Source organism: Anaeromusa acidaminophila DSM 3853, assembly GCF_000374545.1.
Lineage (GTDB): Bacteria > Bacillota > Negativicutes > Anaeromusales > Anaeromusaceae > Anaeromusa > Anaeromusa acidaminophila.
The window spans coordinates 43,703-68,166 of the sequence record NZ_KB894594.1; the positions used below are offsets into that span (position 1 = coordinate 43,703).

The 24,464-nt window shown below is 41.2% G+C and carries 40 protein-coding genes; 11 read left to right on the top strand and 29 right to left on the bottom strand.

The genetic code is table 11. From position 1 onward, the window contains the following. Nucleotides 1-51 precede the first annotated feature (51 nt). The 6 genes from C508_RS0110575 to C508_RS0110600 form a co-directional block, all read right to left on the bottom strand. Nucleotides 52-537 (bottom strand): hypothetical protein, encoded by a 486-nt coding sequence (locus C508_RS0110575; protein WP_018703539.1) that lies wholly within the window; start codon nucleotides 535-537, stop codon nucleotides 52-54. Next, the gene (locus tag C508_RS0110580; RefSeq protein WP_018703540.1) at nucleotides 534-1,142 is read right to left on the bottom strand and encodes a hypothetical protein; all 609 of its coding nucleotides are present in this window, start codon (nucleotides 1,140-1,142) and stop codon (nucleotides 534-536) included. The genes C508_RS0110575 and C508_RS0110580 overlap by 4 nt, the downstream gene beginning before the upstream one ends. Nucleotides 1,143-1,248: 106 nt before the next feature. Continuing rightward, the gene (locus C508_RS0110585; RefSeq protein ID WP_018703541.1) at nucleotides 1,249-1,458 is read right to left on the bottom strand and encodes a hypothetical protein; all 210 of its coding nucleotides are present in this window, start codon (nucleotides 1,456-1,458) and stop codon (nucleotides 1,249-1,251) included. A 15-nt stretch (nucleotides 1,459-1,473) separates the two neighbouring features. After that, nucleotides 1,474-2,544, bottom strand: a complete 1,071-nt coding sequence (locus tag C508_RS0110590) for a hypothetical protein (RefSeq protein ID WP_018703542.1) — start codon at nucleotides 2,542-2,544, stop codon at nucleotides 1,474-1,476. 34 nt (nucleotides 2,545-2,578) lie between these two features. Next, nucleotides 2,579-3,049, bottom strand: a complete 471-nt coding sequence (locus tag C508_RS0110595; RefSeq protein ID WP_018703543.1) for a hypothetical protein — start codon at nucleotides 3,047-3,049, stop codon at nucleotides 2,579-2,581. A gap of 243 nt (nucleotides 3,050-3,292) precedes the next feature. Continuing rightward, the gene (locus C508_RS0110600) at nucleotides 3,293-3,682 is read right to left on the bottom strand and encodes a hypothetical protein (protein ID WP_018703544.1); all 390 of its coding nucleotides are present in this window, start codon (nucleotides 3,680-3,682) and stop codon (nucleotides 3,293-3,295) included. Between the two features lie 471 nt (nucleotides 3,683-4,153). On the opposite strand from C508_RS0110600, the gene C508_RS0110605 reads away from it, so the two are divergent. From C508_RS0110605 to C508_RS0110615, 3 genes are all read left to right on the top strand, one after another. Continuing rightward, a complete protein-coding gene (locus C508_RS0110605) occupies nucleotides 4,154-4,699 on the top strand; it encodes a hypothetical protein (protein ID WP_018703545.1) in 546 nt (181 codons plus the stop codon). A gap of 368 nt (nucleotides 4,700-5,067) precedes the next feature. Next, nucleotides 5,068-5,955 carry a sigma-70 family RNA polymerase sigma factor gene (locus C508_RS0110610; protein WP_156817616.1) on the top strand — a complete coding sequence of 296 codons (888 nt, stop codon included), beginning with the start codon at nucleotides 5,068-5,070 and terminating at the stop codon, nucleotides 5,953-5,955. A gap of 117 nt (nucleotides 5,956-6,072) precedes the next feature. Further along, complete coding sequence (locus tag C508_RS0110615) at nucleotides 6,073-7,218, top strand: hypothetical protein (protein ID WP_018703547.1); 1,146 nt, start codon at nucleotides 6,073-6,075, stop codon at nucleotides 7,216-7,218. A gap of 43 nt (nucleotides 7,219-7,261) precedes the next feature. On the opposite strand, the gene C508_RS0110620 is transcribed toward C508_RS0110615, so the two are convergent. From C508_RS0110620 to C508_RS0110630, 3 genes are all read right to left on the bottom strand, one after another. Beyond that, nucleotides 7,262-7,636, bottom strand: a complete 375-nt coding sequence (locus tag C508_RS0110620; protein ID WP_018703548.1) for a helix-turn-helix domain-containing protein — start codon at nucleotides 7,634-7,636, stop codon at nucleotides 7,262-7,264. A gap of 164 nt (nucleotides 7,637-7,800) precedes the next feature. Further along, complete coding sequence (locus C508_RS0110625) at nucleotides 7,801-8,409, bottom strand: hypothetical protein (RefSeq protein ID WP_018703549.1); 609 nt, start codon at nucleotides 8,407-8,409, stop codon at nucleotides 7,801-7,803. A 22-nt stretch (nucleotides 8,410-8,431) separates the two neighbouring features. Further along, entirely contained in the window at nucleotides 8,432-8,815 is a 384-nt protein-coding gene (locus C508_RS0110630) for a hypothetical protein (RefSeq protein WP_018703550.1), read from the bottom strand. 153 nt (nucleotides 8,816-8,968) lie between these two features. Between C508_RS0110630 and C508_RS0110635 the strand changes: the two genes are divergently transcribed. Continuing rightward, nucleotides 8,969-9,175 carry a hypothetical protein gene (locus tag C508_RS0110635; RefSeq protein ID WP_018703551.1) on the top strand — a complete coding sequence of 69 codons (207 nt, stop codon included), beginning with the start codon at nucleotides 8,969-8,971 and terminating at the stop codon, nucleotides 9,173-9,175. Nucleotides 9,176-9,642: 467 nt separating this feature from the next. Here the strand turns inward: C508_RS0110635 and C508_RS0110640 are convergent, their stop codons facing one another. The 20 genes from C508_RS0110640 to C508_RS0110745 form a co-directional block, all read right to left on the bottom strand. Then, the gene (locus tag C508_RS0110640; protein WP_018703552.1) at nucleotides 9,643-10,278 is read right to left on the bottom strand and encodes a GSU2403 family nucleotidyltransferase fold protein; all 636 of its coding nucleotides are present in this window, start codon (nucleotides 10,276-10,278) and stop codon (nucleotides 9,643-9,645) included. A 4-nt stretch (nucleotides 10,279-10,282) separates the two neighbouring features. Beyond that, on the bottom strand, nucleotides 10,283-10,717 hold the full coding sequence (locus tag C508_RS18345) for a DUF6788 family protein (RefSeq protein ID WP_018703553.1): 435 nt from the start codon (nucleotides 10,715-10,717) through the stop codon (nucleotides 10,283-10,285). A gap of 182 nt (nucleotides 10,718-10,899) precedes the next feature. Next, nucleotides 10,900-11,265: a hypothetical protein gene (locus C508_RS0110650; RefSeq protein ID WP_018703554.1), complete on the bottom strand. Its 366-nt coding sequence runs from the start codon at nucleotides 11,263-11,265 to the stop codon at nucleotides 10,900-10,902. Nucleotides 11,266-11,296: 31 nt separating this feature from the next. After that, nucleotides 11,297-11,584: a DUF7352 domain-containing protein gene (locus C508_RS0110655; protein WP_018703555.1), complete on the bottom strand. Its 288-nt coding sequence runs from the start codon at nucleotides 11,582-11,584 to the stop codon at nucleotides 11,297-11,299. Nucleotides 11,585-11,660: 76 nt separating this feature from the next. After that, the gene (locus C508_RS0110660) at nucleotides 11,661-12,245 is read right to left on the bottom strand and encodes a hypothetical protein (protein WP_018703556.1); all 585 of its coding nucleotides are present in this window, start codon (nucleotides 12,243-12,245) and stop codon (nucleotides 11,661-11,663) included. 52 nt (nucleotides 12,246-12,297) lie between these two features. After that, on the bottom strand, nucleotides 12,298-12,636 hold the full coding sequence (locus C508_RS0110665; RefSeq protein WP_018703557.1) for a hypothetical protein: 339 nt from the start codon (nucleotides 12,634-12,636) through the stop codon (nucleotides 12,298-12,300). Between the two features lie 135 nt (nucleotides 12,637-12,771). Continuing rightward, complete coding sequence (locus C508_RS0110670; RefSeq protein WP_018703558.1) at nucleotides 12,772-13,662, bottom strand: hypothetical protein; 891 nt, start codon at nucleotides 13,660-13,662, stop codon at nucleotides 12,772-12,774. A gap of 375 nt (nucleotides 13,663-14,037) precedes the next feature. Beyond that, complete coding sequence (locus tag C508_RS0110680) at nucleotides 14,038-14,421, bottom strand: hypothetical protein (protein ID WP_018703560.1); 384 nt, start codon at nucleotides 14,419-14,421, stop codon at nucleotides 14,038-14,040. A 24-nt stretch (nucleotides 14,422-14,445) separates the two neighbouring features. Continuing rightward, nucleotides 14,446-15,066 carry a phospholipase D family nuclease gene (locus C508_RS0110685; RefSeq protein ID WP_018703561.1) on the bottom strand — a complete coding sequence of 207 codons (621 nt, stop codon included), beginning with the start codon at nucleotides 15,064-15,066 and terminating at the stop codon, nucleotides 14,446-14,448. 88 nt (nucleotides 15,067-15,154) lie between these two features. After that, entirely contained in the window at nucleotides 15,155-16,147 is a 993-nt protein-coding gene (locus C508_RS0110690; protein ID WP_018703562.1) for a radical SAM protein, read from the bottom strand. Nucleotides 16,148-16,430: 283 nt separating this feature from the next. After that, the gene (locus C508_RS20340; RefSeq protein WP_018703564.1) at nucleotides 16,431-16,580 is read right to left on the bottom strand and encodes a hypothetical protein; all 150 of its coding nucleotides are present in this window, start codon (nucleotides 16,578-16,580) and stop codon (nucleotides 16,431-16,433) included. A gap of 16 nt (nucleotides 16,581-16,596) precedes the next feature. Beyond that, on the bottom strand, nucleotides 16,597-16,824 hold the full coding sequence (locus C508_RS0110705) for a hypothetical protein (protein WP_156817617.1): 228 nt from the start codon (nucleotides 16,822-16,824) through the stop codon (nucleotides 16,597-16,599). Nucleotides 16,825-16,839: 15 nt separating this feature from the next. Beyond that, nucleotides 16,840-17,034: a hypothetical protein gene (locus C508_RS0110710; protein WP_018703566.1), complete on the bottom strand. Its 195-nt coding sequence runs from the start codon at nucleotides 17,032-17,034 to the stop codon at nucleotides 16,840-16,842. Nucleotides 17,035-17,237: 203 nt separating this feature from the next. Beyond that, complete coding sequence (locus C508_RS18350) at nucleotides 17,238-17,435, bottom strand: hypothetical protein (protein ID WP_018703567.1); 198 nt, start codon at nucleotides 17,433-17,435, stop codon at nucleotides 17,238-17,240. After that, nucleotides 17,419-17,643, bottom strand: a complete 225-nt coding sequence (locus C508_RS0110720; protein ID WP_156817618.1) for a hypothetical protein — start codon at nucleotides 17,641-17,643, stop codon at nucleotides 17,419-17,421. The genes C508_RS18350 and C508_RS0110720 overlap by 17 nt, the downstream gene beginning before the upstream one ends. Nucleotides 17,644-17,729: 86 nt before the next feature. Next, nucleotides 17,730-17,903: a hypothetical protein gene (locus C508_RS20345; RefSeq protein WP_018703569.1), complete on the bottom strand. Its 174-nt coding sequence runs from the start codon at nucleotides 17,901-17,903 to the stop codon at nucleotides 17,730-17,732. Nucleotides 17,904-17,993: 90 nt separating this feature from the next. Beyond that, a complete protein-coding gene (locus C508_RS0110730) occupies nucleotides 17,994-18,305 on the bottom strand; it encodes a hypothetical protein (RefSeq protein WP_018703570.1) in 312 nt (103 codons plus the stop codon). A 30-nt stretch (nucleotides 18,306-18,335) separates the two neighbouring features. Continuing rightward, a complete protein-coding gene (locus C508_RS18355; protein ID WP_018703571.1) occupies nucleotides 18,336-18,668 on the bottom strand; it encodes a hypothetical protein in 333 nt (110 codons plus the stop codon). A 40-nt stretch (nucleotides 18,669-18,708) separates the two neighbouring features. After that, nucleotides 18,709-18,966, bottom strand: a complete 258-nt coding sequence (locus C508_RS0110740) for a hypothetical protein (RefSeq protein WP_018703572.1) — start codon at nucleotides 18,964-18,966, stop codon at nucleotides 18,709-18,711. Nucleotides 18,967-19,060: 94 nt separating this feature from the next. Further along, nucleotides 19,061-19,603: a hypothetical protein gene (locus C508_RS0110745; RefSeq protein WP_018703573.1), complete on the bottom strand. Its 543-nt coding sequence runs from the start codon at nucleotides 19,601-19,603 to the stop codon at nucleotides 19,061-19,063. Between the two features lie 155 nt (nucleotides 19,604-19,758). On the opposite strand from C508_RS0110745, the gene C508_RS0110750 reads away from it, so the two are divergent. The 7 genes from C508_RS0110750 (at nucleotide 19,759) to C508_RS0110780 (ending at nucleotide 24,302) form a co-directional block, all read left to right on the top strand. Then, nucleotides 19,759-20,199 (top strand): hypothetical protein, encoded by a 441-nt coding sequence (locus tag C508_RS0110750; RefSeq protein WP_018703574.1) that lies wholly within the window; start codon nucleotides 19,759-19,761, stop codon nucleotides 20,197-20,199. A gap of 267 nt (nucleotides 20,200-20,466) precedes the next feature. Then, nucleotides 20,467-21,720 (top strand): RNA-guided endonuclease IscB, encoded by a 1,254-nt coding sequence (iscB, locus tag C508_RS0110755; RefSeq protein ID WP_018703575.1) that lies wholly within the window; start codon nucleotides 20,467-20,469, stop codon nucleotides 21,718-21,720. Beyond that, nucleotides 21,684-22,085 carry an IS200/IS605 family transposase gene (gene tnpA, locus C508_RS0110760; protein WP_018703576.1) on the top strand — a complete coding sequence of 134 codons (402 nt, stop codon included), beginning with the start codon at nucleotides 21,684-21,686 and terminating at the stop codon, nucleotides 22,083-22,085. The genes iscB and tnpA overlap by 37 nt, the downstream gene beginning before the upstream one ends. A gap of 99 nt (nucleotides 22,086-22,184) precedes the next feature. After that, nucleotides 22,185-22,838, top strand: coding sequence for a Fic family protein (locus C508_RS18360; protein ID WP_018703577.1), 654 nt, complete (start codon nucleotides 22,185-22,187; stop codon nucleotides 22,836-22,838). A 9-nt stretch (nucleotides 22,839-22,847) separates the two neighbouring features. Then, the gene (locus C508_RS0110770; RefSeq protein WP_018703578.1) at nucleotides 22,848-23,051 is read left to right on the top strand and encodes a hypothetical protein; all 204 of its coding nucleotides are present in this window, start codon (nucleotides 22,848-22,850) and stop codon (nucleotides 23,049-23,051) included. Beyond that, the gene (locus C508_RS20555) at nucleotides 23,048-23,416 is read left to right on the top strand and encodes a helix-turn-helix domain-containing protein (protein WP_215731970.1); all 369 of its coding nucleotides are present in this window, start codon (nucleotides 23,048-23,050) and stop codon (nucleotides 23,414-23,416) included. The genes C508_RS0110770 and C508_RS20555 overlap by 4 nt, the downstream gene beginning before the upstream one ends. Beyond that, nucleotides 23,394-24,302 (top strand): hypothetical protein, encoded by a 909-nt coding sequence (locus C508_RS0110780; RefSeq protein WP_018703580.1) that lies wholly within the window; start codon nucleotides 23,394-23,396, stop codon nucleotides 24,300-24,302. The genes C508_RS20555 and C508_RS0110780 overlap by 23 nt, the downstream gene beginning before the upstream one ends. The last annotated feature ends 162 nt before the right edge of the window (nucleotides 24,303-24,464 follow it).

A 24,464-nucleotide genomic window follows, 5' to 3' on the forward strand; every position in this document is an offset into this window, starting at 1 on the left:
GACTTGATTTAAGTACAACAAAAAGACCTACCAATTAAGGTAGGTCTTCTCCTATTTTATTAGTCTGTTTTTTGCTTCTATTATTGCATCTGTCTTTTTTACATATGCTCGTATCGCCTTATCCCGTTGTCGTATTTGCTCACTGTCATTCTCCGTTACCGCTTGTCCTGCTAATGCCGCAATATCTATTCTCGTTTTTAATAGGTCGATTAGCAAAGCCTGATAGTTAACCAATTTAGCCGGCGGCTGCCTTTTTTCAACAGTGCCTAGTATTTCTTTTGCTTTAATCGAATGTTCAGATGCCAGCGATATTACGAAAGAGTCCGACTCGTCTCCTTTTTTAGCACGCTGACTCGCTACGTTGTATTCCTGATCCATTCGTTGAATTTCTTCCATCTGTTTATCCGCAAATGAAATATAATCAAGTACCTCCCTCATTTCAAGGGATACCATACTTCCTCCATGATATTGAGTATTTACCATTCCTATACATAAAAATAACAAATACGTTGCTAAAATAATTCCTAATTTATTCATGATAAAACTCCTACCATAACTTGTAACCCAGTGATCGTTAATTCAACAATAAAATACTGGATAAAAAAACAACTTAATCCTAAAACAAGACCATTTTTAATTTTGATATTTTTGCAAAGAATTAGGTATAAAACAATAGAGGGCAATGTAAGTATTAAGCCATAGTATTCCGTAAAGAAAAATCGATTTATTGGAAACATGATTATGGCTCCCAAAACAATAATGCTTAATATTGTCGGGTAAAACATAGATGCTGCCATCAAAAAGATCCATTCTAACCTTCCCAGCAACCGTTCGCTGTGTTCTTCAAAAACTTTTTCCGTCATTTTTTGAATAGATGGCATTATCGCTGCAGTCAACCCACTGCTCAAAAGACCAATTACCAACGAGCCTGTTGTAACAAAAAACAAGGCTTTTAAGGACATAGTATGCTTTATATCCGAAGTGTAAATTGCCATTATAATTCCTTGTGTTATTAAGTATGCCATGATCCATGCTATTGCAAACAACAGGCTTCTTCTTCGAAAGATAACCATTGGAATTTCTGCAGCTTCTAACGCTATTTTTGCTATTCGTTCTACTGTCGACTTATCTTCTATTATCATTACGAATACCGCCTCCTTTTGCCTATATATAAAGTATACGGATTTTTCATAAAACAAAACCGCCTAGCTTAGAATAAATTCAAAGCTAGGCGGTTACAATGCTACCTTACATTGGGGCCTGAATGACAACCAAGGCTAGAGATAAGGTCATGCCTATGGTTCCAGCAATTACCGAGTATTTCCTATTTCTTTCATCATACGTTCTAATGAAAAGAACAATATAGTGGAAAAAAGTAAGCAGCAACGCTAATGATAAGTAATACATTACCTCGGTAACCACTCCCATGGAAAGAAAACTCCATACTTGGTTTAACATGACCTCAACTCCTTCTTATGATAAAAGTTCTTCTTGCTTATAGTATATATTCTCGACCCAAACATGTGTGAGAATGTCAATCTTTTTCCCAGGTCTTTTTTGTGTAAGCGGATCAGCAATCAAATCGAGCAATCTAATGATTCCTGGCTCTTCATGTGTTCCAACAATTACAGGGTGCTCTTTGTCGACTTTTAGAATGGATGCTAATTCCTCTTTTTCGCGCTGGCTGGCAACGTATGACATTCGATAATTTTCATGTTCTAAGCTGCCACGCACATGCAACGGCTGGCCTGGGCGGATAATTTTATGCGCCAGCTGCCAATCCTGCGTTCTCCAGATGCACCGGATCACATCAAACCTTTCACTGTTACTTCTGCGAACCATTAGTTTAAAACATACCTTATAATCATCTACTGCATTTTTTACCCATGGTTTAATATCTGCTTCTTGAAACACAATGCCTTGCAAAATAGCTCGGTTTTGATATTCTTCGGTTCCTTGGACAACGGAGTCTGCTAATATGTGAAGTTTAGATGTAGTCTGCATGTTTTGAAATATCTCTTTGTTATAACACTCAGTTCCTAACAAGCCGATCATTGTTTCATATTCAATGTATTTTTTTGAGTACATATGGAGTGCTGAAAATACCTTGTCCAGGAGCGGCGAAGCAAAATCAACTTCCAACAGTTCTGCAACTTTATTTCTATCGGCAGCATTGTACTGTCTTGTTGGTAAAATTACTTCTCTGATCTCGCCAACGATATTAACAAAATCGTTTTCCAAAACCATCTGCGATGCTTCTACTGCTTTTTCCCCATACATCATAACAGACAGTCTTGATAAAAATGGCACACTTCGTTTTTGATCGGTACCTTCTATTGGAACAAAGCCTTTTTTAGTTGGGCTTTCGCAGCCAACAATACATCTCCACCGATTAAGGATTTCCGTATCCGTATACATTACTTCCTGCAGGTTAGGACTGGTTTTGTAGGTCCCTTGTAATGTAATTTGATTGAAGTGCATTACCTTTTCATTTTCCGGGGTGAAAACCTTTGAATATACGGCTCCCATTAAATTGTTTTCCATTGTTAAATTCCTCCTTATCGATTTTGATTTATCTTTAAGAATAAGTTATCCATTTTAGTTTGATCAGCCCTTCATTGAAAGAATTTGAAAATTTAAGGTTTCTTGAATAAATTATAAACTGTCTTTCCTCTTCTGTGATCATTCCTTTGGTTAATAAGGCATCTTCAAATGATTTTTCTTCTGCTTCCAGGATTTCCGGTATGTATTCACCGGGGTACATAAAAACCGTATCTACAATTTCCCTTCCTGCCGTGTCTATTCTATGTTTAGGATGTATGAATAGCGATCGTATTTCCCACAACCCATTCACAGATCGGTCATTGGTCAGGAGTAATTGATATAATCTGTTTTTGTATATGTGATGGCGTGCTAAGCCAAATACATCATCTACTGAATCACTGTAACTCATCCAGCCCAAAATGTAATTGAGTCCAGGGCATTCTATTGATTTATGAGCTAATCGTTGCTTAAATAAATCAATCTGCATATATTCGCCCAGACTCATCCCTCTTCCACCTCCTTCTTTTTATACTCCCCCTTTTTTAGTATACGGAGAAATTTTCAGAACGAAGGCAAAGACTGAATTTTTTTTAAAAATATTCCTCGTGTCGCGTTTTTTGAAATTCTGAAAAACATTTTTTGAAATTCAAAAATTACACAGCATTTTTTCTCTTTTTCCTATTTTATTAAAAGCAAAGTGTGTTTTTTGAAATTCCGAAAACCATTTTCTGAAATTACAAAAACAGTGCTAATCCATATTGCATTCCTTAAACAGTTCTTTATACCGTTCGTAAACTAATTGCCTACCAATCATTCCTTTTTCCATTCTCTTAATTTCTTCGATTGTTACATTACATCCAAGGATCTTTGCCATTTCCTTGACGGTTTTATTTAACCTACGTCTACACAGGCCTAATTCCTCGGGAGAAGGTAGTTTTCTTTTTCCCAAATAGTCTCGCGTTGCCTTCTCGATGTTTTTTAGTTCCTCGTCCATCACAAAGATTTTACTTTTACATTCGGGACATTTTGACGTTATCTTTTTGACCTGGATAGGTTCAAAGCGAACAATATACTTTCCTTTTTCTTCTTCAGTAACCAGTTCGATCATCTTCCCGCAAAACGGACACATTCTTTTCATCTTCTTACCTCCCTAGTTTTTTCTCAGCTCTTTTTCCATTTTCTATTTCTCACTTTTTATATTAGACGATGCAATTAACCCCATTTAGAAAAAAAGAGAAAAACGAAGCAATTAACAGTATTAAAGGGAAGATTATTACGCATAATTCTTTTTGAACAAAAATAAACCACAACAACCAAATATCCATATTCGACGCAAGAATGGTACGATGCAAATATATAAGAATAGTAGTTAAAAATAAATTTCAATTCAAGGGAGACATATACCAACTTTCCGATTATAATATAACACGAGCAACTTCACGATGTGGGGAATGAGAGAATTTTACTGAATACTAAAATAAGCATGATTATGTTAAATTAAAGCCTTTTCCAATACTTGTAAATATAGCGTTATTAAGTTAGGATAAAGATAAAATCAAATACTCAATCAATTAAATAAAAATACAAAATATAAAGTGTGGTGACACGGATGATCCGGAGTAATGTACCTGTAGTCTTCGCGTTAACCAACCAGTTACACCAAATAGATATACTTAAACTATCTAATTGGACTATACCACAAAATCCAGCATTTGATGCCGATACGGTAATAACTCAGTTAGAAGAAAGCAATCTACCGGCAATGAGACAAGTGGTTTTCGACTTTTATGAATCAACCGTATCATGCTTAGAAAAATTTGCAATTGAACTAAAACAAAATGCAACAAAAGGAAAAGAAGTTTTAATCTTGCAAGATTGTTTTAAAACCTTACTGATTCAATTACTGTTTATTAACCGTTCAACACAAATAGTGATGTCGGTTACCTGGAAAGAATTTTTAGCATTGGCCGTTATGGGCCAAATTGGCCCAATAATATATGGACGATTGATGAATCATTGTAGCGATGAAGACGAATGGAAAATTTTTAACCAAATGGCTAAAGTATCCGACGAATTTCTAAAGCTTGCTTTTGTAACGACACAAGATGCAGCTTTCGGTAAGATTCAAATGATGATTCGTCAGAGTTTGAATTGAAAAGTGTTTCGACTGGAATAAATAATTTAAAAGAATAATTTTAGCCAAACTAAAGCATAAAAGTACCTGAATAAAACCAGGTACTTTTATGCTTTTTTGTATAAATGAACCGTATAAAATTAAAAATTTATTGAAATATTTAAAGGCAACTGTTTTGAAGTCTCTAAAGAATAATGATATAATGACGCTAATATTACTTTACCGTAAGTTTTCGCACTATTTTTTATGACAAAAGAGGCAGCAGGAAACAGTGTAAAACATCCCAATCACTTCTTAATCGGAAAGACTTTGGTCTTACGCAACGAATGCAGAACCTAGACTAAAGTCGGAAGTATAATAAAGGTTAAAGAATGGCCTTTTGACGGGTGGTGAGTAAACTGGATCAGGCAAACAACCCAAACACGGATTGGGCTTCATGGAGTCAAACCTTTCTTGATGGTCCAAATCGCCCACTGACCAGAGCTGAAGAGAAAGCGTGTCTTCAGCAATGGAAATATGGTGGAGATGTCACGGCTAAAGAAATCTTGTTCTATGCTAATATGGGCATAGTTCAAAAAGTCGTAAAAAAATTCAATACTGTCGACAGCTCCTATTCGCTGTATACCAAGGAAGATTTGAGAAACGAAGCTTACCTTGGCTTTGAACGTGCGCTTGAAAAATTTGACGTTGGAAAGAATACTCGTTTGAGTACGTATCTTGAATTCTGGTTAGTAAAGTATATCTATGAATTCATTGTGCGGAACAGCTCAGCGATCAATCTTTCAGATAACGCATTTCAACAAATTCGCGCATATTCCAATCTTCTTCAAGACTGCGAAATGAACTGTAAAATCATGACAGACGAGGAAATGTCCGAAGAGCTGGATATGAGCGTTGCCGTAATACGGAATGTACGAGCTGTTCATCAATTAACATCGAACACATTTAGTATTGACGACGATACAACCATAAAGAGCAATCATTCCTCGGTATCTATTTCCGAGGCTATACCTGACGCTCGTATAAACATTGAGGAAGAAACCATTGGAAGGGTTGAACTTGAACTTCTTCAAAAAGGTCTTGAGCAATTATCACAAACCGAGCGAAAAGTAATTGAGTATCGTATTTTAGATACCCCCTGCTCTGTAACCAAAGCATCTCGCACGCTAGGACTCCTACCAAGAGAAGTTAAGATTGCTGAAAAAAACGCACTTCAAAAATTACGAAACTATCTTGAGGGAATAGCACCTAAGCACCCCTTATCGAATATGGATTAAATAGATTATCTAAGAGCGCTAGCATTAGCTGGCGCTCTTTTGCTTTTCAACTATTTCCCCAATAAAATAAACATATAAATTAAAATATGCCGACTTACGGCTAAGGAGGATTTTATTATGGCAAGTTATGAAATTCAACAGGAAATTGAACGAATCGAAAACACCCGGGACGCTTTTTTTGTGGATGTTGTAGTCCCAATGGCTTCGACTTCTTTCTCTATGGACAATGGCCCAAGACTCTGCTTTGACTATAAAGGCGAAGAGCATACAATGCTCCTGGAAGAACATGCCTTTACGCAGTATTGCGAGTTTTTGGGAATCCCTCCCCGCTATGCACAAGCCTTGGTTAAGGCTGGCGCCGAAGGCCTGCTAAACTCCAATATTATGTATTGGTCATTAAAGCAAGCCAACGAGCGCAAGATGCTGCGGCTTTGCCCTTCTAACGAAGGAAGCGAGCCTTACGCGGTTCGGGGAATTGTCTCGAGTCGTTTTTTGCGGCTAGACAATAAAAATGTTCTGGACGAACTTAAAAAAGCTCTCGAGAATCCAAGTTGCTCCGCTTTTGGGACAATGGAAGTTCATCATAGTGAAATTAGCCGTGATGAAATGCGTCTGGTTCTACTTCAAAAGAAAAGTCAGAGCCAGGAAGACCTTGGAGTGGAAATTACCATGGGCATTATTGTCGAAAACAATGAAATTGGTATGGGCGCAGCTAGTGTACGGCCGTTCTTCCATTTCAAAACCGACCAAACCTCTTTCGAAATGCCTATGCCGCTCACTCCCTACCGGAGAGCGCACCGCGGCCCGGAAGTATTTACCGGTTCCGACGACGCCGAGGTTTTTCAATGTGACGTTCCCGATCATGTCCGTATGGATATGGCCAAATCCATTGATAGAATGTTGAATCACAGTACGTTTTTAACGGCCACGACACGCATGGCCAAAGCATCCGAAACGATTATATCCATGGACGCTGTGGATCATGTATTTACGAAAGCCGGTATTAAAGCAAATGAGCGAGAAATGCTTGAACGTATTTGTGGTGGTGTAGCCTTTACAAACTGGGACCTGGTTCGCCAAATAGCGACCGCTGCCAGTCAGATTACGTCGAAAAGCCGGCGTGAAAATCTGGAAAATTGGGCCTGGACGTTACTGAATAGTGGCGTGATTAAGGCTCCCAAAAAAGAACAAGCCACCGATATGGGCGACCTGTTCGACTCTCCTGTTGAAAAAATCGATGCAGAAGAAACTCAACCCGCATAAACAGAGAAGCTGCCGGCAATAGCTAGCAGCTTCTCTTCTTTATTTATTTCATTCGTTCTGGATAAGCTCGTCGTAGCCCCGGCTTAGTAATCAGCCATTCACCGCGGCCCCCCTCCACCTTACGCACGTCCAGTTTATTGAATTTTGCTCCAAGAACACAATGCTTGCGGACCGTAATAACAGCCAAATTGACTTTTTCTGCCGCTTCCCCCACGACCATAACCTTATGCACTATCTTTTCTAGTTCAAATAATTTAGCGTAAGCCGCATAAAGGATTTCACTATTTAATCTCTTTGCCGTATCTTCCCATGACTCCGTTAAAGCAGCATCCCATTCCCCTATTTGAACCAGATAGGAATGAACTAAAATAAATAGTTCATTGGCGCTACGGCATTTTTGAATTTTCTCTATCGTCATAAGGACGCCCTCCTTAAAAAGACTTACTTTTCTCCGGTCTCGATCGATAAGGCCACTTAATTGAAAAACAAATTCCTTACTAAAATAATACCATACTTTCCCGTGAAAAAGGACGAGCTTAATGCGCATTTTTATTAGCGATAATATCAATAAGCATTATTAAGCTACTTGGTTAAGATAATTAAACGCCCTTCTGTATTTAATTCTCCTTTGACCGACAGCTGATAAAAGCATGACTCCACTGCTTTATACAAGTCGATAAACAAATCCTCCCTATTGGCGCTGTGTCCCTCTCTGAGGGCCGTTTCAACACTTGCTTGTACTTGGGATAGGGTCATATAAAACTCTCCTACTACCCAGCTCCAAGAAGGGCAGGCCGCTTCAATCATGTCATTCAATAAGTTTGTTGTCCTGTCCTCATCGCAAAGACTTAGGCCCCGCCCCATGGCATTCGCTACTTTACTAACGTAGCCGGTTATCATGCTCCAACACTCATAGACATGACCAATATCATTTGTAGTTACTATTTGCTCTCTTAATTCAGCTACCTTTTCAGTACATTCCGTGATCGTATCCACCAGCAGTTTAAACTCGGTTACCTCATGCGCTGCTTGCTTAAACAGCAGTATCGATTTTTGATTCGCAAAATACTCCGAAAAGGCGGACTCCGCAATAAATTTATTGATAAGTTCTAACTCTCTTATGGCTATGTTTTGGGGAAGATGGGGTATTCCAAAGGTCTTGTTGAAAATTTCCTCTTGTATGATATGCATACATTCATGTCGAAGCAGTCCTCTAGCTAGCAATTAACACCTTGGAAGGTTCGTTTGCATTTAAAAGATCGCCAATGACTCCCTCTAGTAAGAAAATGACCACTTGCTCCTTATTGTCTTTCGTCCAGCGCAGGACTTTCCCGCCCACAATGCCTGTTTCCATATTTACGGCCGGCACCAAGCTATTACACTCTTGAGCGATTACGTTATAACACTGCACTACATCGCTGGTTATTAGTATTCCCTTTAAAGCAACCAATGATGGATACTCAGCATATAGTTCCTCCAGTTCCCCAAACACCGCTTCTCGCATTTCATTTTTATTTTCGTCAGTCCAGAATGGATGATCACTTGCAAAATCCACTCGCAATGAACCTTCCGGTACTTCTTCCCACACTTCCAACATAGCTTGTACCTCCTGTTTTTGATTTAATAATAAACCCATTTTTAAAAATTACTACGCACAAGGTAACGGCCTTGTTCTAAAATAGTAGGAGAACCAAGGAAAAGCAGTACATCTTAGCGAATTTATTTTAATCGAAAGAAAGGAGATTTTATCATGAAAAACATTCCCTGCATCAATAGTAATCCATCATGCCTAAAAGAAAAATGCTGCCATTACCGCTTTAATCAAGATGATTCAACCCATTACTGCATTAACAATAATTCTAAGCAATATTCGTACTTTCAAGGCAAGTGGCAAGAAATACTGGGAAACCGAGCTCGTTCTGGTGGTATGATCGCAGCAATGCTGGACAAAAATTAACCTTTTTGAACCATATGTCTACCTTGCATCTTTTTGCCATATTTTCAACAATTTTAGTCTCTCTTCCACGGGTTAAACAGCATTATTCGTCCCTCTTTTATAATTATTCTTATTATCCTTTGTGAAAATTGCGTTCAGGTCTATACTTATCTTGTTGCAACAAGGGTCGGAGAAAGCCGGCCGCCCGCCTTTTGCAAGTAAAATGAATTCGCGTTGGGTTAGCATTATGCAATCAACCGTTTATGTTTCTATTTGCTCTATGGCGGCGCTCTGATCTCAACCTGTTTTGAGGGTAAGAGCACTCCTGGTCTTTGGAACACCGGAACGGGCACCCGGGGCTCATGCTTTTGGCATGTAAGCGATGCAGATTGTCACCTGCCCAAAGACGAAAAGGCAGTCAGCAAATTTAGCTGGCTGCCTTTTTACTTCTACTACCCCGCCCCACAAACAATTTTTATTTCGATTTACTACTTCTTTCCCTCAGGGAACGGCAACTGAATAAAATGTGTAGTGCATTTTTCATCGATCCGTTTTTGAACTCGTTTCCCGCAAGTCTCATATAAGTCTATAATCCTTTGATTCGCCCCTGGCTTGTCCTTCATAACACGAACCAGCTCTCGTATAGCATCAATATCTTTTTCCCCTTTAGCGGGGTCTTTTCGCGTGATTTCCAGTTTATGAAGAACATACGCAGCGGGCTCAGGCACCATGACATTATGATCTCGCACCTTTAAGGTAATCGTATTATCGGTTAATAACGCAGCTCGCAACCCTGTGGCTTTAATGCCTAGGCTATCAACCTCATACGGTTCCACTTGCCCCCGCCCTTTTTCTAACACCATAATCTCTAATTCCATAGAATCTGGATGCAGAAAATGAACTAATCCATCGGGAACCCGTTCTTGGCGAATATAACCTACTTCTTTTAACGCCTCCGTAAGATTCACTCTAGGATTAGGGCGCCGTAGATTATTTAGCAGAGTATCAATATCCGTGGTCCTCAAATTTGGAGTGAAATCATCATAAAGGTTAGCCTCTTTATACAAATACTCCGCCCATGACCCGATAATAACCAAATGATTGAGTAAAGCTAACTCATCCATTTTTTTAATGGTCTTCCAAAATAAGTCTTCCTGTGTCGGATTCGTCTAAATCCTCCTCCTTCTTAACATTACTCCTTTTTATGTGCATAATACGGATTACTTTAGGTTCATATTGGATTGCTCTTTTAGCTGTTTCTCGATCCAGCCGGACTCGTATTAATCGTTCTTCTAAATACAACCGTTGCTTTACTGCACTTATAACCTCCTGGGCCTTCTCTTTATCCAAACTACCTATATAGCGTTCTCGAGTCTTTTTATCTTCCCATGAGCGCAGATATAAATACGGTCTGCCTTTAATCATCTTTATTCGAATGTTTCCCACAGGGAGCTGCATAATATCTTCAACAAGCCGTTTTTCAAGCAAAGCCAACCGCTTACACTCTTCAACTAAAGTACCCCGTAAAACGCTATTGCTAAAATATTTATCTAGCTGTTTCACGTTGATTCTCCTTTCTCAGATTACCCCAGGCAATAATATAAAAACACATTTACTGGACTAACTTTATTTTACCCCACCATTTCTATTTTTTCAATCATTACTGGACTAACTTTATTCCCGCCCAAAATAAAAAAGACAGCCTGGCGAAGGCTGCCCTCTTAACTTTGTTCTTTTTGTAATTTTCATTTGGCAAGGAATTTATCGCAAATTTCGATTACCGTTTGTGCGGATTCAATAGGTATAGAGTTAAGATGCTTTTGCGCTTCCTTCTCAATATCTTTTAAATGGTGTACTGCCGATTGAACAATACCATTATTTACATCACTCAAAAGGTTTGCTTCCATTCCTGTTTCATCGGCAAGTTCCTTTAGCGCTCCCTTTAACATCAACACTTGCGCTTGCAGAGTTTCACTCTCCTGCTCTGATTTAATCTCCCCATCAGTTTTTCCGCAGTTCAAGCAAACATCCTTGCTGATTTCCGCATTATAACTTCCCTCAATATATCGTCCAAAAACACGGACAAACTTCTCATGCTTGCACTCGCTCATGGCTGCTCCTTTCTTTCATCAAGACTTAGCGTCACTTTTCTATGAAAACATGAAAAACCATATCTCCATCAGAAACCATATAACTGCCTAAATACTCTTCTTTTGAGAGGTCAGGCATAGGGTTTCCTGTCCCTACGATCCGAATAGCCACCTCTTGACTCTCTTGTTCATCATCAACGAGACACCAGACGCAAGGAATTCCTTTTTGAACGGCTATATTTAAATATTGATCCTTGAAACTGGACGCTCCGTTTAACTTTGGAATTCTTATCACTTGAAGATCCGTTGTCTCAAGTGCATATTTAAAAATTTTCCTCATGGTATTTTCCTTTCTTAGAGTGTCCTCATTTTATTTTCACGGAAACTTTCCAAAATCCCAGCTGCATCTGATTTTATCATTTCTGATTTTCAAATGCTTTTTGGCTATCAAATGGCGTAATTCGGATCGAGTATAACGCCTTTCCATCGTTCGATTTGGTTCCTAGCGTTATCGGCTCACCAAACTTACACCGAATCTTGTCGGCCGAGATACTGGTAACCGCACCAGCCTCGCCCACAATCGTACCGCTTACGCTCATTTGAATGTAATCCCCTTCACGTTTCAGCGACTGTACCGATAAAGAACAACTAAATGATGGCGTGACACTTGAAGCATTTGAATCAGAATAACTACTTGATTCCGTCATACTCACCGATGCTCCTTCCGATGCGCCGGTATCAGAAAAAGCAACGCTTACAGCCGGATGATATAAAACATCTCCTTTCTCATTTAGCACTTCAAAGTTCACAACCCCATAATTTGCAGCATTGGTGGAAAGTCGGCTTTTCGTGAAATCCATATACCCTTGCGAGCTTCCCTGGGAGATTCCTACTGACGTTCCCTCCCCTTTACTTACGGTATCCTGACAACTTCCTGCGGCCGCCGGTGCCATCATCAAAATTGCGGCTAATGCCAATCCAATATTTCTTTTCAAATTCATATTCTACCACTCTCCCACTATATTTTTCCGCCATGGGCGGGATTCCATTAATTTAAGCAGATTCTTTACTGGTTTGCTTTTGCCGTTGGATTCGATCTATTTCCGCTGCAATTAACGCACCGGCTTTTACAAGCTCCTTAACTCGATCCTCAGGAGTAGGCTTCCAGTACTTCATTTCAAACGGCCAGAACCACTCAAAAAAGCTTTTACTCGCCAATTCAAACTTTCTAACTGCAGCCGGCAGCAGATAACATAGAGCAGCATACGCTAAGGTATCTGGCTCATGCTCTCCGTCATGTTCTGCGGACCAACCTTCTTTTTCAACCTGGCGCCGCCGTTCTGCAGTAATTAAGTCAGCACCATTTAAATACAAGGCCTCACTTTTCTCCATAGTATATACTCCTTTCTGGTTTTCTTCCGGTTTCTCTATATTTTTAGTATACGGATTTTTTACGGCTTTGAAGGGATATTAAAAAGCAGATGATCCAATAGAATCATCTGCTTTTTATTGGGACCTTGGTGTCGGTTAGGCAGTCAACACATAGCAGCCAGTACGAATTCGCTGAAACCGATTATTTTGGCCAACGACTTGCCGTACTTTGGCCTTCCAGTTAGGATTGTTACGCGTCTTTTCAGAAGCACCTTTCTCAACCATTGCATATAGTTCCTCTAGTGACAATGCCCGCCGCTCACGCTTAAATACACGCTCAATTACGTTGATCCAAGTGGAACGATGGATACTCCCAAGAAGCGATGACAAATCCACGGCAAAATCCAACAATACTTTGGCAGCTGCATCTTTTTGAAAGATGTATAGGGTTTCGTGCTTAATAGGCACGAACGTCTTACCAGCGCCATTATACGTTCGAAAATCAGACGTACAATTATTTTGGATTTTGATAATCTCTTCTTTAAGCTTTCCTGGGCATACGGTTAAGGTCAGAGAACACAGCGGATAATACATACCCTTCGTTCTCCAGTTGCCCATCAAAATGCCGTACATCCCGCCCGGCCGGATAGCATCAAACACATTCATCATCGCCAGCTGCAGCTTTTGGAGAAATTCCTCTAAGGTTCCATTCGACAAATCATCTGGATGATCGGAATACTTAATCATACCCCAGTAGGGCGGGTGGACAAACGCCGTTTCAGCGTATTCGCCCAAAGTGGATCCAAGATCGTCACGAACGATATTAAACCCACTTTTAAGATCAAGTCCCTTATAGCGAATGCCTTTTTCCTTTGCTACATCAGCGCTGGTTCCACCACCTTGCATTGGATCTACAAACAATCCATTGGCTTGGCGGTGGCTAAATTCTAAGAAGTCCTTCATTATCCCTCCGGAAGTGTTGCCTCGATACCGATTGTCACCATACTTTAAACGGTCCGGATATTGGCAAATACTGTGAGTAAACATACTATTCCTCCTCTGAGCAGAACTGCTCTAATTTTGTTTTTCAAAGAAAGTATAGCACGGTCTATTTTTATAAAAAAAAGACCACTTACTTTAGCAGTAAGCCGTCCTTACCCATCAAATATGCTACTATTCTTCCAATGTCTCCTCCGAAATAAAGTAATCATCTCCTACTCAAAATATGCCTTAATTAAATCCACAGACATTCCAGTCCCTAAAATCATCAATGCTATCAGCATACATAGTATAAGACTATTATATAGCCGTTCTGACAAGCTATTCCTTCTAGAAAAGAATATTTTATCCTCCTCATTACTTACTTCGTCATAGATTAAGGGAATATCTTTTGGGTTTCTTCTTTTGATAAAATTGAGCGTACTATTTTTTCTTCTCATTGCTTACCTCCATCCCTCGCTGCCATTGTGAAAGCCAAAATTCATGCTTTGGGCCTTCTTTCACACCGCTAACCGTTGTAGCCGCTAGTTCCAGCTGCGCCTTTAAACTGGCAATCGTATTTTCCATTTCCTTATGTTTTGCCAGCCAATACGGAAGAGCTTTTCTGGCCATCACAATCCATTCGGCATTTTCTCGGCTAACAGCACCACTTGGGATAATACAAAATTCCAAGCTATCTGCGTTTGGATCCGAATCTGGTTTCTCACTAATGGTTCGGCACCAGCACGCTTCCCCTTCGCTGCATAAGCCTACAAACCACGGAACCGCCTTTTCACATTGTTTTTGGTCCTCTTCCCAGCTTCTCATGAATTATCGCTCCTTTTGTTAGTGTCAGTTCCCGCCCGTTTGCTCCCAGCGCCATTGCCAGTAATTACTGTACTCTTTAGCCAGCGCCGCATTGCCATGAATCACAAGACAGTTTTCCCCGTTCCCTTGCTCGGCGGATTTTGTGAAGTTGAACGATCCGGTAATTACGTCCAACCCATCTAAAATCATCACCTTGTTATGTGCGATTTTGAAATCATTATCAATATGAACGGCCATGCCCGCATTGTGGAAATAGGTAAGGGAAGAATACTTTTCCGTCTCCTGAGATTTGTCTAAGATGATCCGCACTTGAACCCCTCTTTTATGCGCTTCCTGCAGTGCCTTGGCAATTTCAGCGCTGGTGAAGGAGTAAGCCATAACCTCAATGCTTTTCTTCGCCTGTCCAATGTTTTTTACGATCATATCCGTGATCCCGCCGTTAGGCGAAAACGCAACTTCCATGGTGCCTGTGCTTTCTACCACATGGACTCCCTTGATTCCATTAGGCATTCCCGCCCCCGCGGCAGACGTACTCTTTTCCACCGCCACTTTCCCTGCATGAGTACTGCAGCCGGCGAAAACACCTACGCAAAAAGTAAGAATAATGGCCAACACGGAAACGCTGTATTTTTTGCAATTCATCATGGATAGCACTCCTTTTTTTGAGATATTTAGCTATAATTTGTAAAACATGCGTATAATGTAGCCTAAAATATACGCATGTTACATCTTTTTAAGAAGCAAAAAGATCCATACACCCTTCCTCTTTTTCCTGCTGCTTGATCCAAGGGAGATACTCATCAAACGAACAGGTCTTGTAAAAATGACCGTTTACCCATCTAGCAAAGTGATTCAGCCATGGATCGGACTTGCAGTTGTTGTATTTCATCACATAGGGTTTTACATCCATCTCGGCTAATTTTCGAATCCGGGCCATATCTTCTTCGCGTGTCGTGTTAAACCCAACCAAACAGAAGCACATTTGCCGATAGGGCTTAATATATTTGGACAGCCGTTTAATACCCGCCAGGACCGGCGCTTCGTATTCCATTAGGTCCCAAGCATAATGAATGGAGCGCAAATGCTTTACTTCCGACAGGGCTTTAGCCTGCTCTTCTTTTAGTATACGAATATCGATTCCCTGTGAGATATCAATGACCAGCTGCCGCTGCTTGATTTCATTCAGTTTTTCTAAACAGTCCGGATCGGCGGTGAGATTGTTGTCATACAAGGTGACGATATTGCTCCGGGGATTGATTAAATCGGCCAGCTTATTTTCCTGCCGCAGCTGCCCTTCCTTTTTGGGCACCACGCAAAAAGCACAATTTCGGAAACAACCGCGGCTAGTGAAGCCAATGCCCATATTGACGATATCCTGGGCTTTATGCAGCGTGCTCTCTTTACTGCGAATCCCGTGGCGAATTTGCGCGGCCACCTGTTCTACGGTATAGAGGTCGTAATCGGGGCTCATGGCGTCGATTTCGGGCGGGAGGGTCTTATGAATGTCATAGCCGGTCCCGCCCACTTCAAGATCTGGATACACTCGGGCCCACTCCAACGCCTTATCACGGTTCCAAGAGAAAAGAACACTGGCATAGACCTTTTCATAGGTTCTGCCAGGAACCACAAACTCAACCATTTCCCCCGTCCGTTTATAAAAATTACTGATTTTCATCAAGGCCAAGTTTGGAAGCTTGCCATCTATTTGAATGAGTCCAATTGCCATGTTCTTTCCCCACCTCTATTGTTTATTTTTTACAGGCACAACGGCCTTGATATGGACGTCTTGCCAGCACTCCTTGTGATTGCAGGTGCAACTCCCGCCCACTCGGGCCTTAATTACACACTTACGGGCTGAATAGGGGAGTTTTTTTAAATTCATACTTATATGGCCTCCTTATATTTTATTAGTTACCTTTCCCTTAAAACAAAACAGCGGGCGGGGTTGTGACCGCAGCCTTTCGGCTCCCGCATTAACCCGACTACATTGTCGGGCCACTCTGCGCATTTTACCCAACTGGACCTCCTATTAGATTCACCGCCGCTTCCAATACCTCAATATCATGAAGAAAGATAGAATTGGTATCTTCGGGACCAACAAGAGCTTTACGATCTTCGATTAAGTCCAACAGCCCTGCAAGCACTTGGGCACGATCCACAATTTTTCCCTCCCTCTTACCAATCCGTATTTACCAATACGCCATTTCTGAATTCCCAGCCTAAGGTTTCCAGCTTTTCCTTAAACGAAAGCTGTTGCCATCGTTCGGGACGGCTTTGGAAGCTCTCGACTCGATGCGCATACACTCCATCCTGTCGGAGACGTTCTTCCAGTTTTGCCGTGTCTTTTTCCGTGACAGTCTTAAGATATTTACCCTGTCGGTTAAACACCTTCCATTTACTCAACAAGCACCACCACCTTTATTCAATCACTTCCACTACAAACAATTCACTTTCATATACATCACCCTCCGTAGCCAAATCGGCCCAGCTTGATGCTTCAATCGCTAGCAGCTCGTCACCGGTAATCCGTTCAACCGAGTCGTAGACCAAATCAGGATTTTTTTCGATAAAAACCACCGGACTTGTTTTGCTCTTAACTTTGTAATAACTCAATTTCGCACCTTCCCCTTTTCGTCTAATGATTGCTTTTTAATCGTTTCAATTCATCCCTAAAGGATTCTAGGTTAAGACGGTTGTTATTAAGAGTCGTTTCATATCCCCATGTATCGATGTGTTTTTTACAACCTTGATAGCTTTGCTTAAATATCCGTTCCGCTTTAGTTATACCCACCGCCTCCTTTTGCGGTAATACCGCCTTACCGCAATTCCATTAAATGCACGATTCCTTTTGAATGCTGTTCATTAAACCATTGCCAAATAGTATTGCGATCCGTCCCTCTTTCAAACCCATTCCAATCCTCAGCCAGAATCAATTCCATTTGGTCATTTTCATCAAAAGGAATATTATCTAGCTCTTCCCACAACTGTTCAATTTGTTTATCCTTTAGGCTCATTAACATTAGCCCCTTTTTGGATCCGCGCGCGGATATTTTTAATTTTCTCTGCAAGTTCATTAATGCAATTTGTATTAGCCTTTTGATATCTTAGCTCAGATAAGTTGATTTCTAACTGCTCCAATCTCTCTAATTCAAAACGAGAATCCCCTTTTAGTTCCAAATTGTTTTCTATCATTTGAACGGCGATAGCAATATTGTTAAGCATTAGCATTCTTTTTCTCCTAATTTTATTTACGGAAGACTTGGGATCACTCTAAGCCTGAATCCTATGACGAAGATATTTTTTAATCGTTATGCTTCCAACACCCTAGTAATTTGTCTGTTTAATTTTTTCAAACAGCTGCGGCATATTTCAAATTCAGAACCAGCACTGCCAAGATTTATTAAATATTCCTTTTTAATCTCTTTACCGCAGCAGTAACAATAATGTCCGCCCTCTTTATGGGTTTTAATCCTAACTTTCAAAAAAATCCCCCCTTTGCTCTCAACTGCTGCTGTCGGGCTTGTGACCGACTTGCCGCATTACTGGAGGCCGTTGCCCCCATCACTCTGCGTTCACTGACAACCTTTTAAAATTTTCAGCGATATTACAACACAATTTCTAACTTCACCAATGTATGCTGCGGCATTATTTGCAAGGTTTAGAAGCCGCTGAACTTTTGCCGGTAATTCATGATGGAAATAATAAATTTGATTTATAACCGTCTTGTAAAACCACCGTTGAGCAATTTCCAATGACTCATAGCTTCCAACGCACATTTCCTCTCCTGCTGGTAAATCAATATCTACTTGGTAAAACTTATGATCCCATGTGTACAACGTAACTCCCTTAAGTTGCTCAATAATGACAGGGCCATTTATTGACATACATTAACCCACTCCTTTCTGGAAACTGGACTACCGAATAAACTGGCGCTTCGCATCGTATTCTCCTTGATCATGCAATACGGACCATCTCTCGTAGGCAGCACCGGCAACCTTGTCTCCCTCATATTCATAAAGCTCTTGCCATGGGCCATCTTTCCATTCTTCTTTTTTGCCGATACTTTCCAAGTACTCTGCCATAATCATGTCTAGTTCCACTCCATTGGCAGTTGCAATCCGGTCAATAATGCTTGTTTCTTTATTGATTTTTTCTTCGCAATCGGTGCAGCATTCTAAAATTTCATATCCTCCTACAAATCTTGTAGATTGATCTGCTTCGCGGCCGCAAAAAGTACATTTTCCCATTGTTATCGCTCCTTTTTTTCCTCAATCATCGTGGCCCCCATCACGCTACTTTAATATGTGGTATTCTATCAACTTGTACTGTCAAACTAGCAATATATGCAACGCAAGTGCTAGTGAGTTCATACGCGAAATGACGACCAGCGGGATTATCCTCAATGAGTGCTGATTTATCCAACAAAGGCGGTTTACTGAGCGAGGAACCTGGGGCATAATACTGGATATTTACATAGATGTTTTTGCGGTCTATCCAAGGGAAAATCCGTACTTTATATCCGTCTACCCACTTATCAACTTCCATTTCATCCTCTCCTTTTTTGCACTCAGGACTTGTGACCTGTAACCTTTCGGTTAGTGCATTACCGGAGCATACGCTCCGTCACTCTGCAATTCAGTTAGTTGTAATAGTGTCTTAAAGTTCCATTTACTATTTCATATTGCCAACCGTTTACATCAAAGCGAATGTAGTTATAATCCGTCGCGCAATATTGCGGAATTCGGTCGTACGTCTGATACGGTTTAGCGTAAACTCCTTCTTTAATATAGGTTTTTACCTCTCTGATAATCCTAATTTTTGATGCTTCAAACCCAAATTCGCGGTTGATCTGAATAATAGCTTCCTGCTCCGTCAACTTCCATTCCTTGTTATTCCCGGAAAGCTTTTGATAATCGTCTTCGCTCATGTTAGTACCCATGTCTTGGATGATTTCCGGCTGAATCCAAATATTAGTTACGTTCTCGCCATGTTCGCCAGTCAAGACCTCCAGCCTGTTACCCAGATCGCAAATGCGGGAAAGATGGTTACGTGTCGGGTGCCTGTAAATCGCATACCCTGCGTTCGTGCTTGCAACTTCATCTTTTTGGTAGTCGGTCGGAAAAATCTTATCGGCTTCAGTCCATGCCTGTTCTTTTGTAGTGACGGTTATTGTTTCGCTCATGTTTATGCCCTCCTTGTATTAAGTTTCTATCCTTATTATATAATATCGCTAACGATATTTCAAGGGCTTTAGTGCGTTTTTCGATAAACTTTTTGCTTGTTTTATCTTTTTAGATACTATATAATGACAATAGGAATACAAAAGGAGGGCTATTCATGCAAGCAAAAATTCACACGGGCGGGGCCATTGGAGCAGATGAAGAGTTTGCTCGTATGGGTACCCTTCATGGTTTTGAAGTATTTCAGCATAGTTTTCAGGGTCACTCCATTGCATACCCTTGCTCACCCATCATTCATTCCGATGAAGAATTGCAAGTTTCCTCAAATGATTTAATGGTTGCCAGCCAATACCTGCGTAAGTGCTACCCGCCCAACAACGCCTTTGTGCGCCGGCTGCTTCAACGCAATTGGTTCCAGGTGCATTTTTCCGATGCGGTTGAAGCCATCGCTCCCATTGAAGACAATCGGGCACAAGTCCGCGGCGGAACTGGCTGGGCCGTTGCCTTGGCAATCAGCCAGGAGTTGCCCATACACGTCTTTGATGGGCGTTGGTACTTCTACCATCACCGTGAACTACCCACTCCCCTAAAGGGATAGTGGCTTCTGGAAACGGAAGCTAGTTCACCAGACTCAGTACCTAGAAACAGGTACTCCGATAATTAGGTCATGATACCTGCGGTTGACGCATCAGACCGCTGCACTATCGTTTGCGTTTAAGAAGAGTTGAAGGTAAGGCTCGGTGACGTAAGCATGAAAAGCCTTTTTATCATTGTCGAGATGAAGACGGACACCTTACACGGTAACAGTGTAAGGTTACGCACCACCTGCCTTCGGGCAGAGGTTTTACCGAAAGGTTGAATGTTTATGAACCTAGTATATGTCCTAGACCACAACAGAAAACCCCTAATGCCAACTACGCCAGCAAAGGCTAGAATATTACTCCGTCAAGGCAAAGCAAAAGTCATTCGCAAATTACCATTTACAATCAAGTTGCTACAAGAAAGCACCACTACCTATACCCAACCATTAACCCACGGCATCGATACAGGTAGCAAAACCATAGGTAGTGCTGTCATAAGACCCAAAGGCAACGTCCTCTACCTCTCCGAAATCGAGATCCGAAACGATATTGCAGGCAAAATGAAAGACCGTTCCAAATATCGTCGTAACCGTCGCAACAGAAAAACGAGATACCGCCAAGCTAGATGGCGCAATCGCAAAAACAGCATCAAAACCAATCGTTTTTCACCAACCATGACAAGCAAAATTAATTCCCATATTAAAGAAATCAACTTCGTGAAATCCATATTACCCATCACAAAAACAATCCTAGAAACAGCCACATTCGACCCACACGCCTTGAAAAATCCCGAAGTCCTAACTAACAAACTTCTCTACCAACAAGGCATCAACTACGGTTTTGCCAATACCAAAGCCTATGTATTAACTCGCGATCAATACACCTGCCAACATTGCAAAGGAAAATCCAAAGACCATCGACTAGAAGTCCACCACATCCTCTACCGAAGCGAAGGCGGCTCAGACGATCAAGAAAACCTCATCACCCTTTGCAAACCCTGCCACGACAAAGTGCATAGTAATGAAATCACACTCAAACTTAAAGGCAAAAAGAAAGGTCAACTTAGTCACGCAACCCAAATGAACACGATCCGCGTTCAACTCCTCAAACAACTACCCACAGTGCAAGAAACCTTCGGATTTATCACCAAAGAGCATCGTCAGCAGCACACAAATGAAAAAAAACACTACATCGATGCCATCTTCATAGCAACCCAAGGTGCAAAACCCATCTACAAAACGAGTCAACTCATCCTAAAAAAGTGTATCCCCGATGGTGATTACCAACAAACCAAAGGCATCCGTTCCGAGCAACGAATCCCAACAGGCAAAATCCAAGGATTCCGCAAGTTTGACAAAGTAACCTATCAAGGCAGCTACTACTTCATTAAAGGCAGAATGTCCACTGGTTACGCTATCCTCATGGACGCACAGTATCAAACAGTCAAACTAAAGCCCATTCCGAAATTTCAAAAAATGCAAAGGGACAGTGCAAGAAGATCATGGATTATATCACAAAAAACCATAGCAAATATCTAATCATGGTACACCTCATTTTCGTCTGCAAGTACCGAAAACATCTACTCATTCCCTTCGGTACTCAAATCAAAGAGCTTATGTTCGACATTGCAGAAGAAAACAATTTTGAGATTATAGAGATGGAAGTAGACAAAAATCACATCCATCTCCTAGTCCACTACAATCCCACCCAATCCATCTTGGAGATAGTACGCCTACTCAAACAACTATCAACTTACCGATTATGGCGAACTAACGACAACCAAAGAACCCTGCAAAAGCATTTTTGGAAAGAACGCACCTTTTGGAGCGACGGCTATTTTGTTTGTTCTATAGGTAATGTAAGCAAGGCAATTATTGAGAAGTATATCCAAAATCAAGGATAACGACGAGGTGCTTACATCCACGAGCCTGAAGGCGTAGTGGTTTTACGCACACGTTATAAAATAACGGTCGGGAATTGGCGCGGAGAAGAAGCTGGCCCGATGCAGGTCATTTCAGGAAGAATAGGACGGGAGCAGGTTCATTTTGAGGCCCCGCCCGCAGGGAAAGTCCCTGCGGAAATGAACCGTTTTCTCACTTGGTTTAATACAGAGGAAACAGTCGAACCTGTATTAAAAGCATTGGTTGCGCATGTTTGGTTTGTTACCATCCATCCGTTTGAGGATGGCAACGGGCGTATCGCCCGGGCCTTAACGGATTTACTTTTAGCGCGATCCGAATCAAACGAACATCGTTATTACAGCTTTTCTTCGCAAATTCGCAAACAACGCGATGCATATTACATGGTTCTAGAAGATATTCAAAAGGGAGACCTAGATATTACTGAAGGGTTGGTATGGTTCCTTCGTACTCTTATTGACGCCGTAAAAAGTGCCGAGCAGCTAACCACAGAGGTCCTAAAGAAAGCTCATTTTTGGGAATCCCACAAGGCTAGGGCTTTTAATGACCGGCAACGAAAAATCCTAAACCTTCTCATGGATAGTTTCGAGGGTAAACTAACTTCTTCTAAATGGGCCAAGCTGGCTCGTTGCTCCCAAGACACAGCGAACCGTGACATTAACGATCTACTCAAAGACGATATTCTAAAAAAAGATGACGGCGGCGGCCGCAGCACAAGCTATTCACTGCAATATTAGGAGGACTTTATGAGTAACAATCAAATTTATCTAGTTCAACGCGCTATCCCTGAAGGTCTCGAGGTTCCCGCCCAGCCGGGGGAGATTTTAACGGTTGACCTTTATCAAGGAGTACCGTCTTTATTTTTGCGGGGCAAAGCAGTCTGTGACTTAAACAGCGTATATGCCAAAGAATATTGCGAGATTATCCCTGTTGCAAAGGAGGCAAAATGATGGTAACAAAGCCAAACCCCTCCTACCTAACTCTGAATCAATTATTTGAAGTAGTCCGGGGCTATCTATTATCTATTGGTGAATGGAATATGGCCCAAGGAGAAACATGGCAGCAAACCGCCGACCGGCTTCAAGATCCGGTGTTGGCGGCTTGGGCTCGGCAACTACGCCATATGTCCGGTTCGGTTGACCGGGTATATAACGCATCCGAGGCGGCGTTACTTTGGAATCTGTCTCAATCTACGGTTCGTAAGGCCTGTGTATCTGGCCGCTTTACTAGTGAAGAGTGCCGCCAGTCGGGCGGGACCTGGCTGGTGACGTATGCTGGAATGTTGCGGCTCTATGGAAACATGGGAGATAAATAATAAACGCTTCCTAAAGAAAGAAGATGTTAATTTGAGCAACCATCTAAACTACTCCGAAAAGTTTATTGCTTTTATCGATATTCTTGGTTTTAAACAAATGGTCACCGATTCTATTTCCGGCCAAGGAAAAGACCTTGCCGAAATACTCGAAATCATGAAGTTGTTAGGGTCCCAGGAGCGAAAAGCCTATTACCATGAATCACAGCCACCGCCTATATGCCCCCATAGTCAGTGCATCCAGCCGCACATGGATTTTGAGATAACTCAAATATCCGATTGTGTTATTCTATCCTGTGAGATATCCGAAGCCGGCGCCATCAACATGATTAACGAATGTCATAAGATCGCCATGCGATTACTACGTCGCAGCATATTATGTAGAGGGTACATCACAAAAGGTACGGTATACCATAAGGATATGACCATCCTGGGCACCGGATACCAAGATGCGTATCACCATGAAGAAGAAGAAATAACCGCTTTTCATGAATCCCTTGATGAAAAGGGAACCCCATTTATTGAAATTGCTCCGTCGTTTAAAAGCTTCATCGAAAGTTGTGACAATACTGTTCAAATACTTTTCAAACGAATGACCAAAACAGATGGATCGGTTACGGCCATATTCCCTTTCAGTCAATTAGAATCGACCATTATCACTGGAAGCTATATGGGGTTTAAACATGACCTCGTTGATCAAAAAAAAGAAAATCTCGAACTTCTCGCATGGCTTCAGCAAGTCATTTCACTTTTGGACTTTTCCACGGAAAAAGCCAGTGCAAAAACAAAATACTATCACCGATTTTTAAAAGAGACAATTGAGACTGCCCAAGAAGTGGATCAAATGCTCGCTCAACAGATATTGCAAAAGGCCCTAGACGATTTTTAACGTCCAGGGCCTTTTGTTAATTTCGACATTATAGGATTATATCTTGGGTAAAAAAGCTATAAACATATCGCTTATAGCTAAGAACATAAACCCTAACAGGTTAACCGAGAATTTGTTTTTTAAAAAATACTAGTTTCAAACCCTTATAGGTAGTCTACAAAC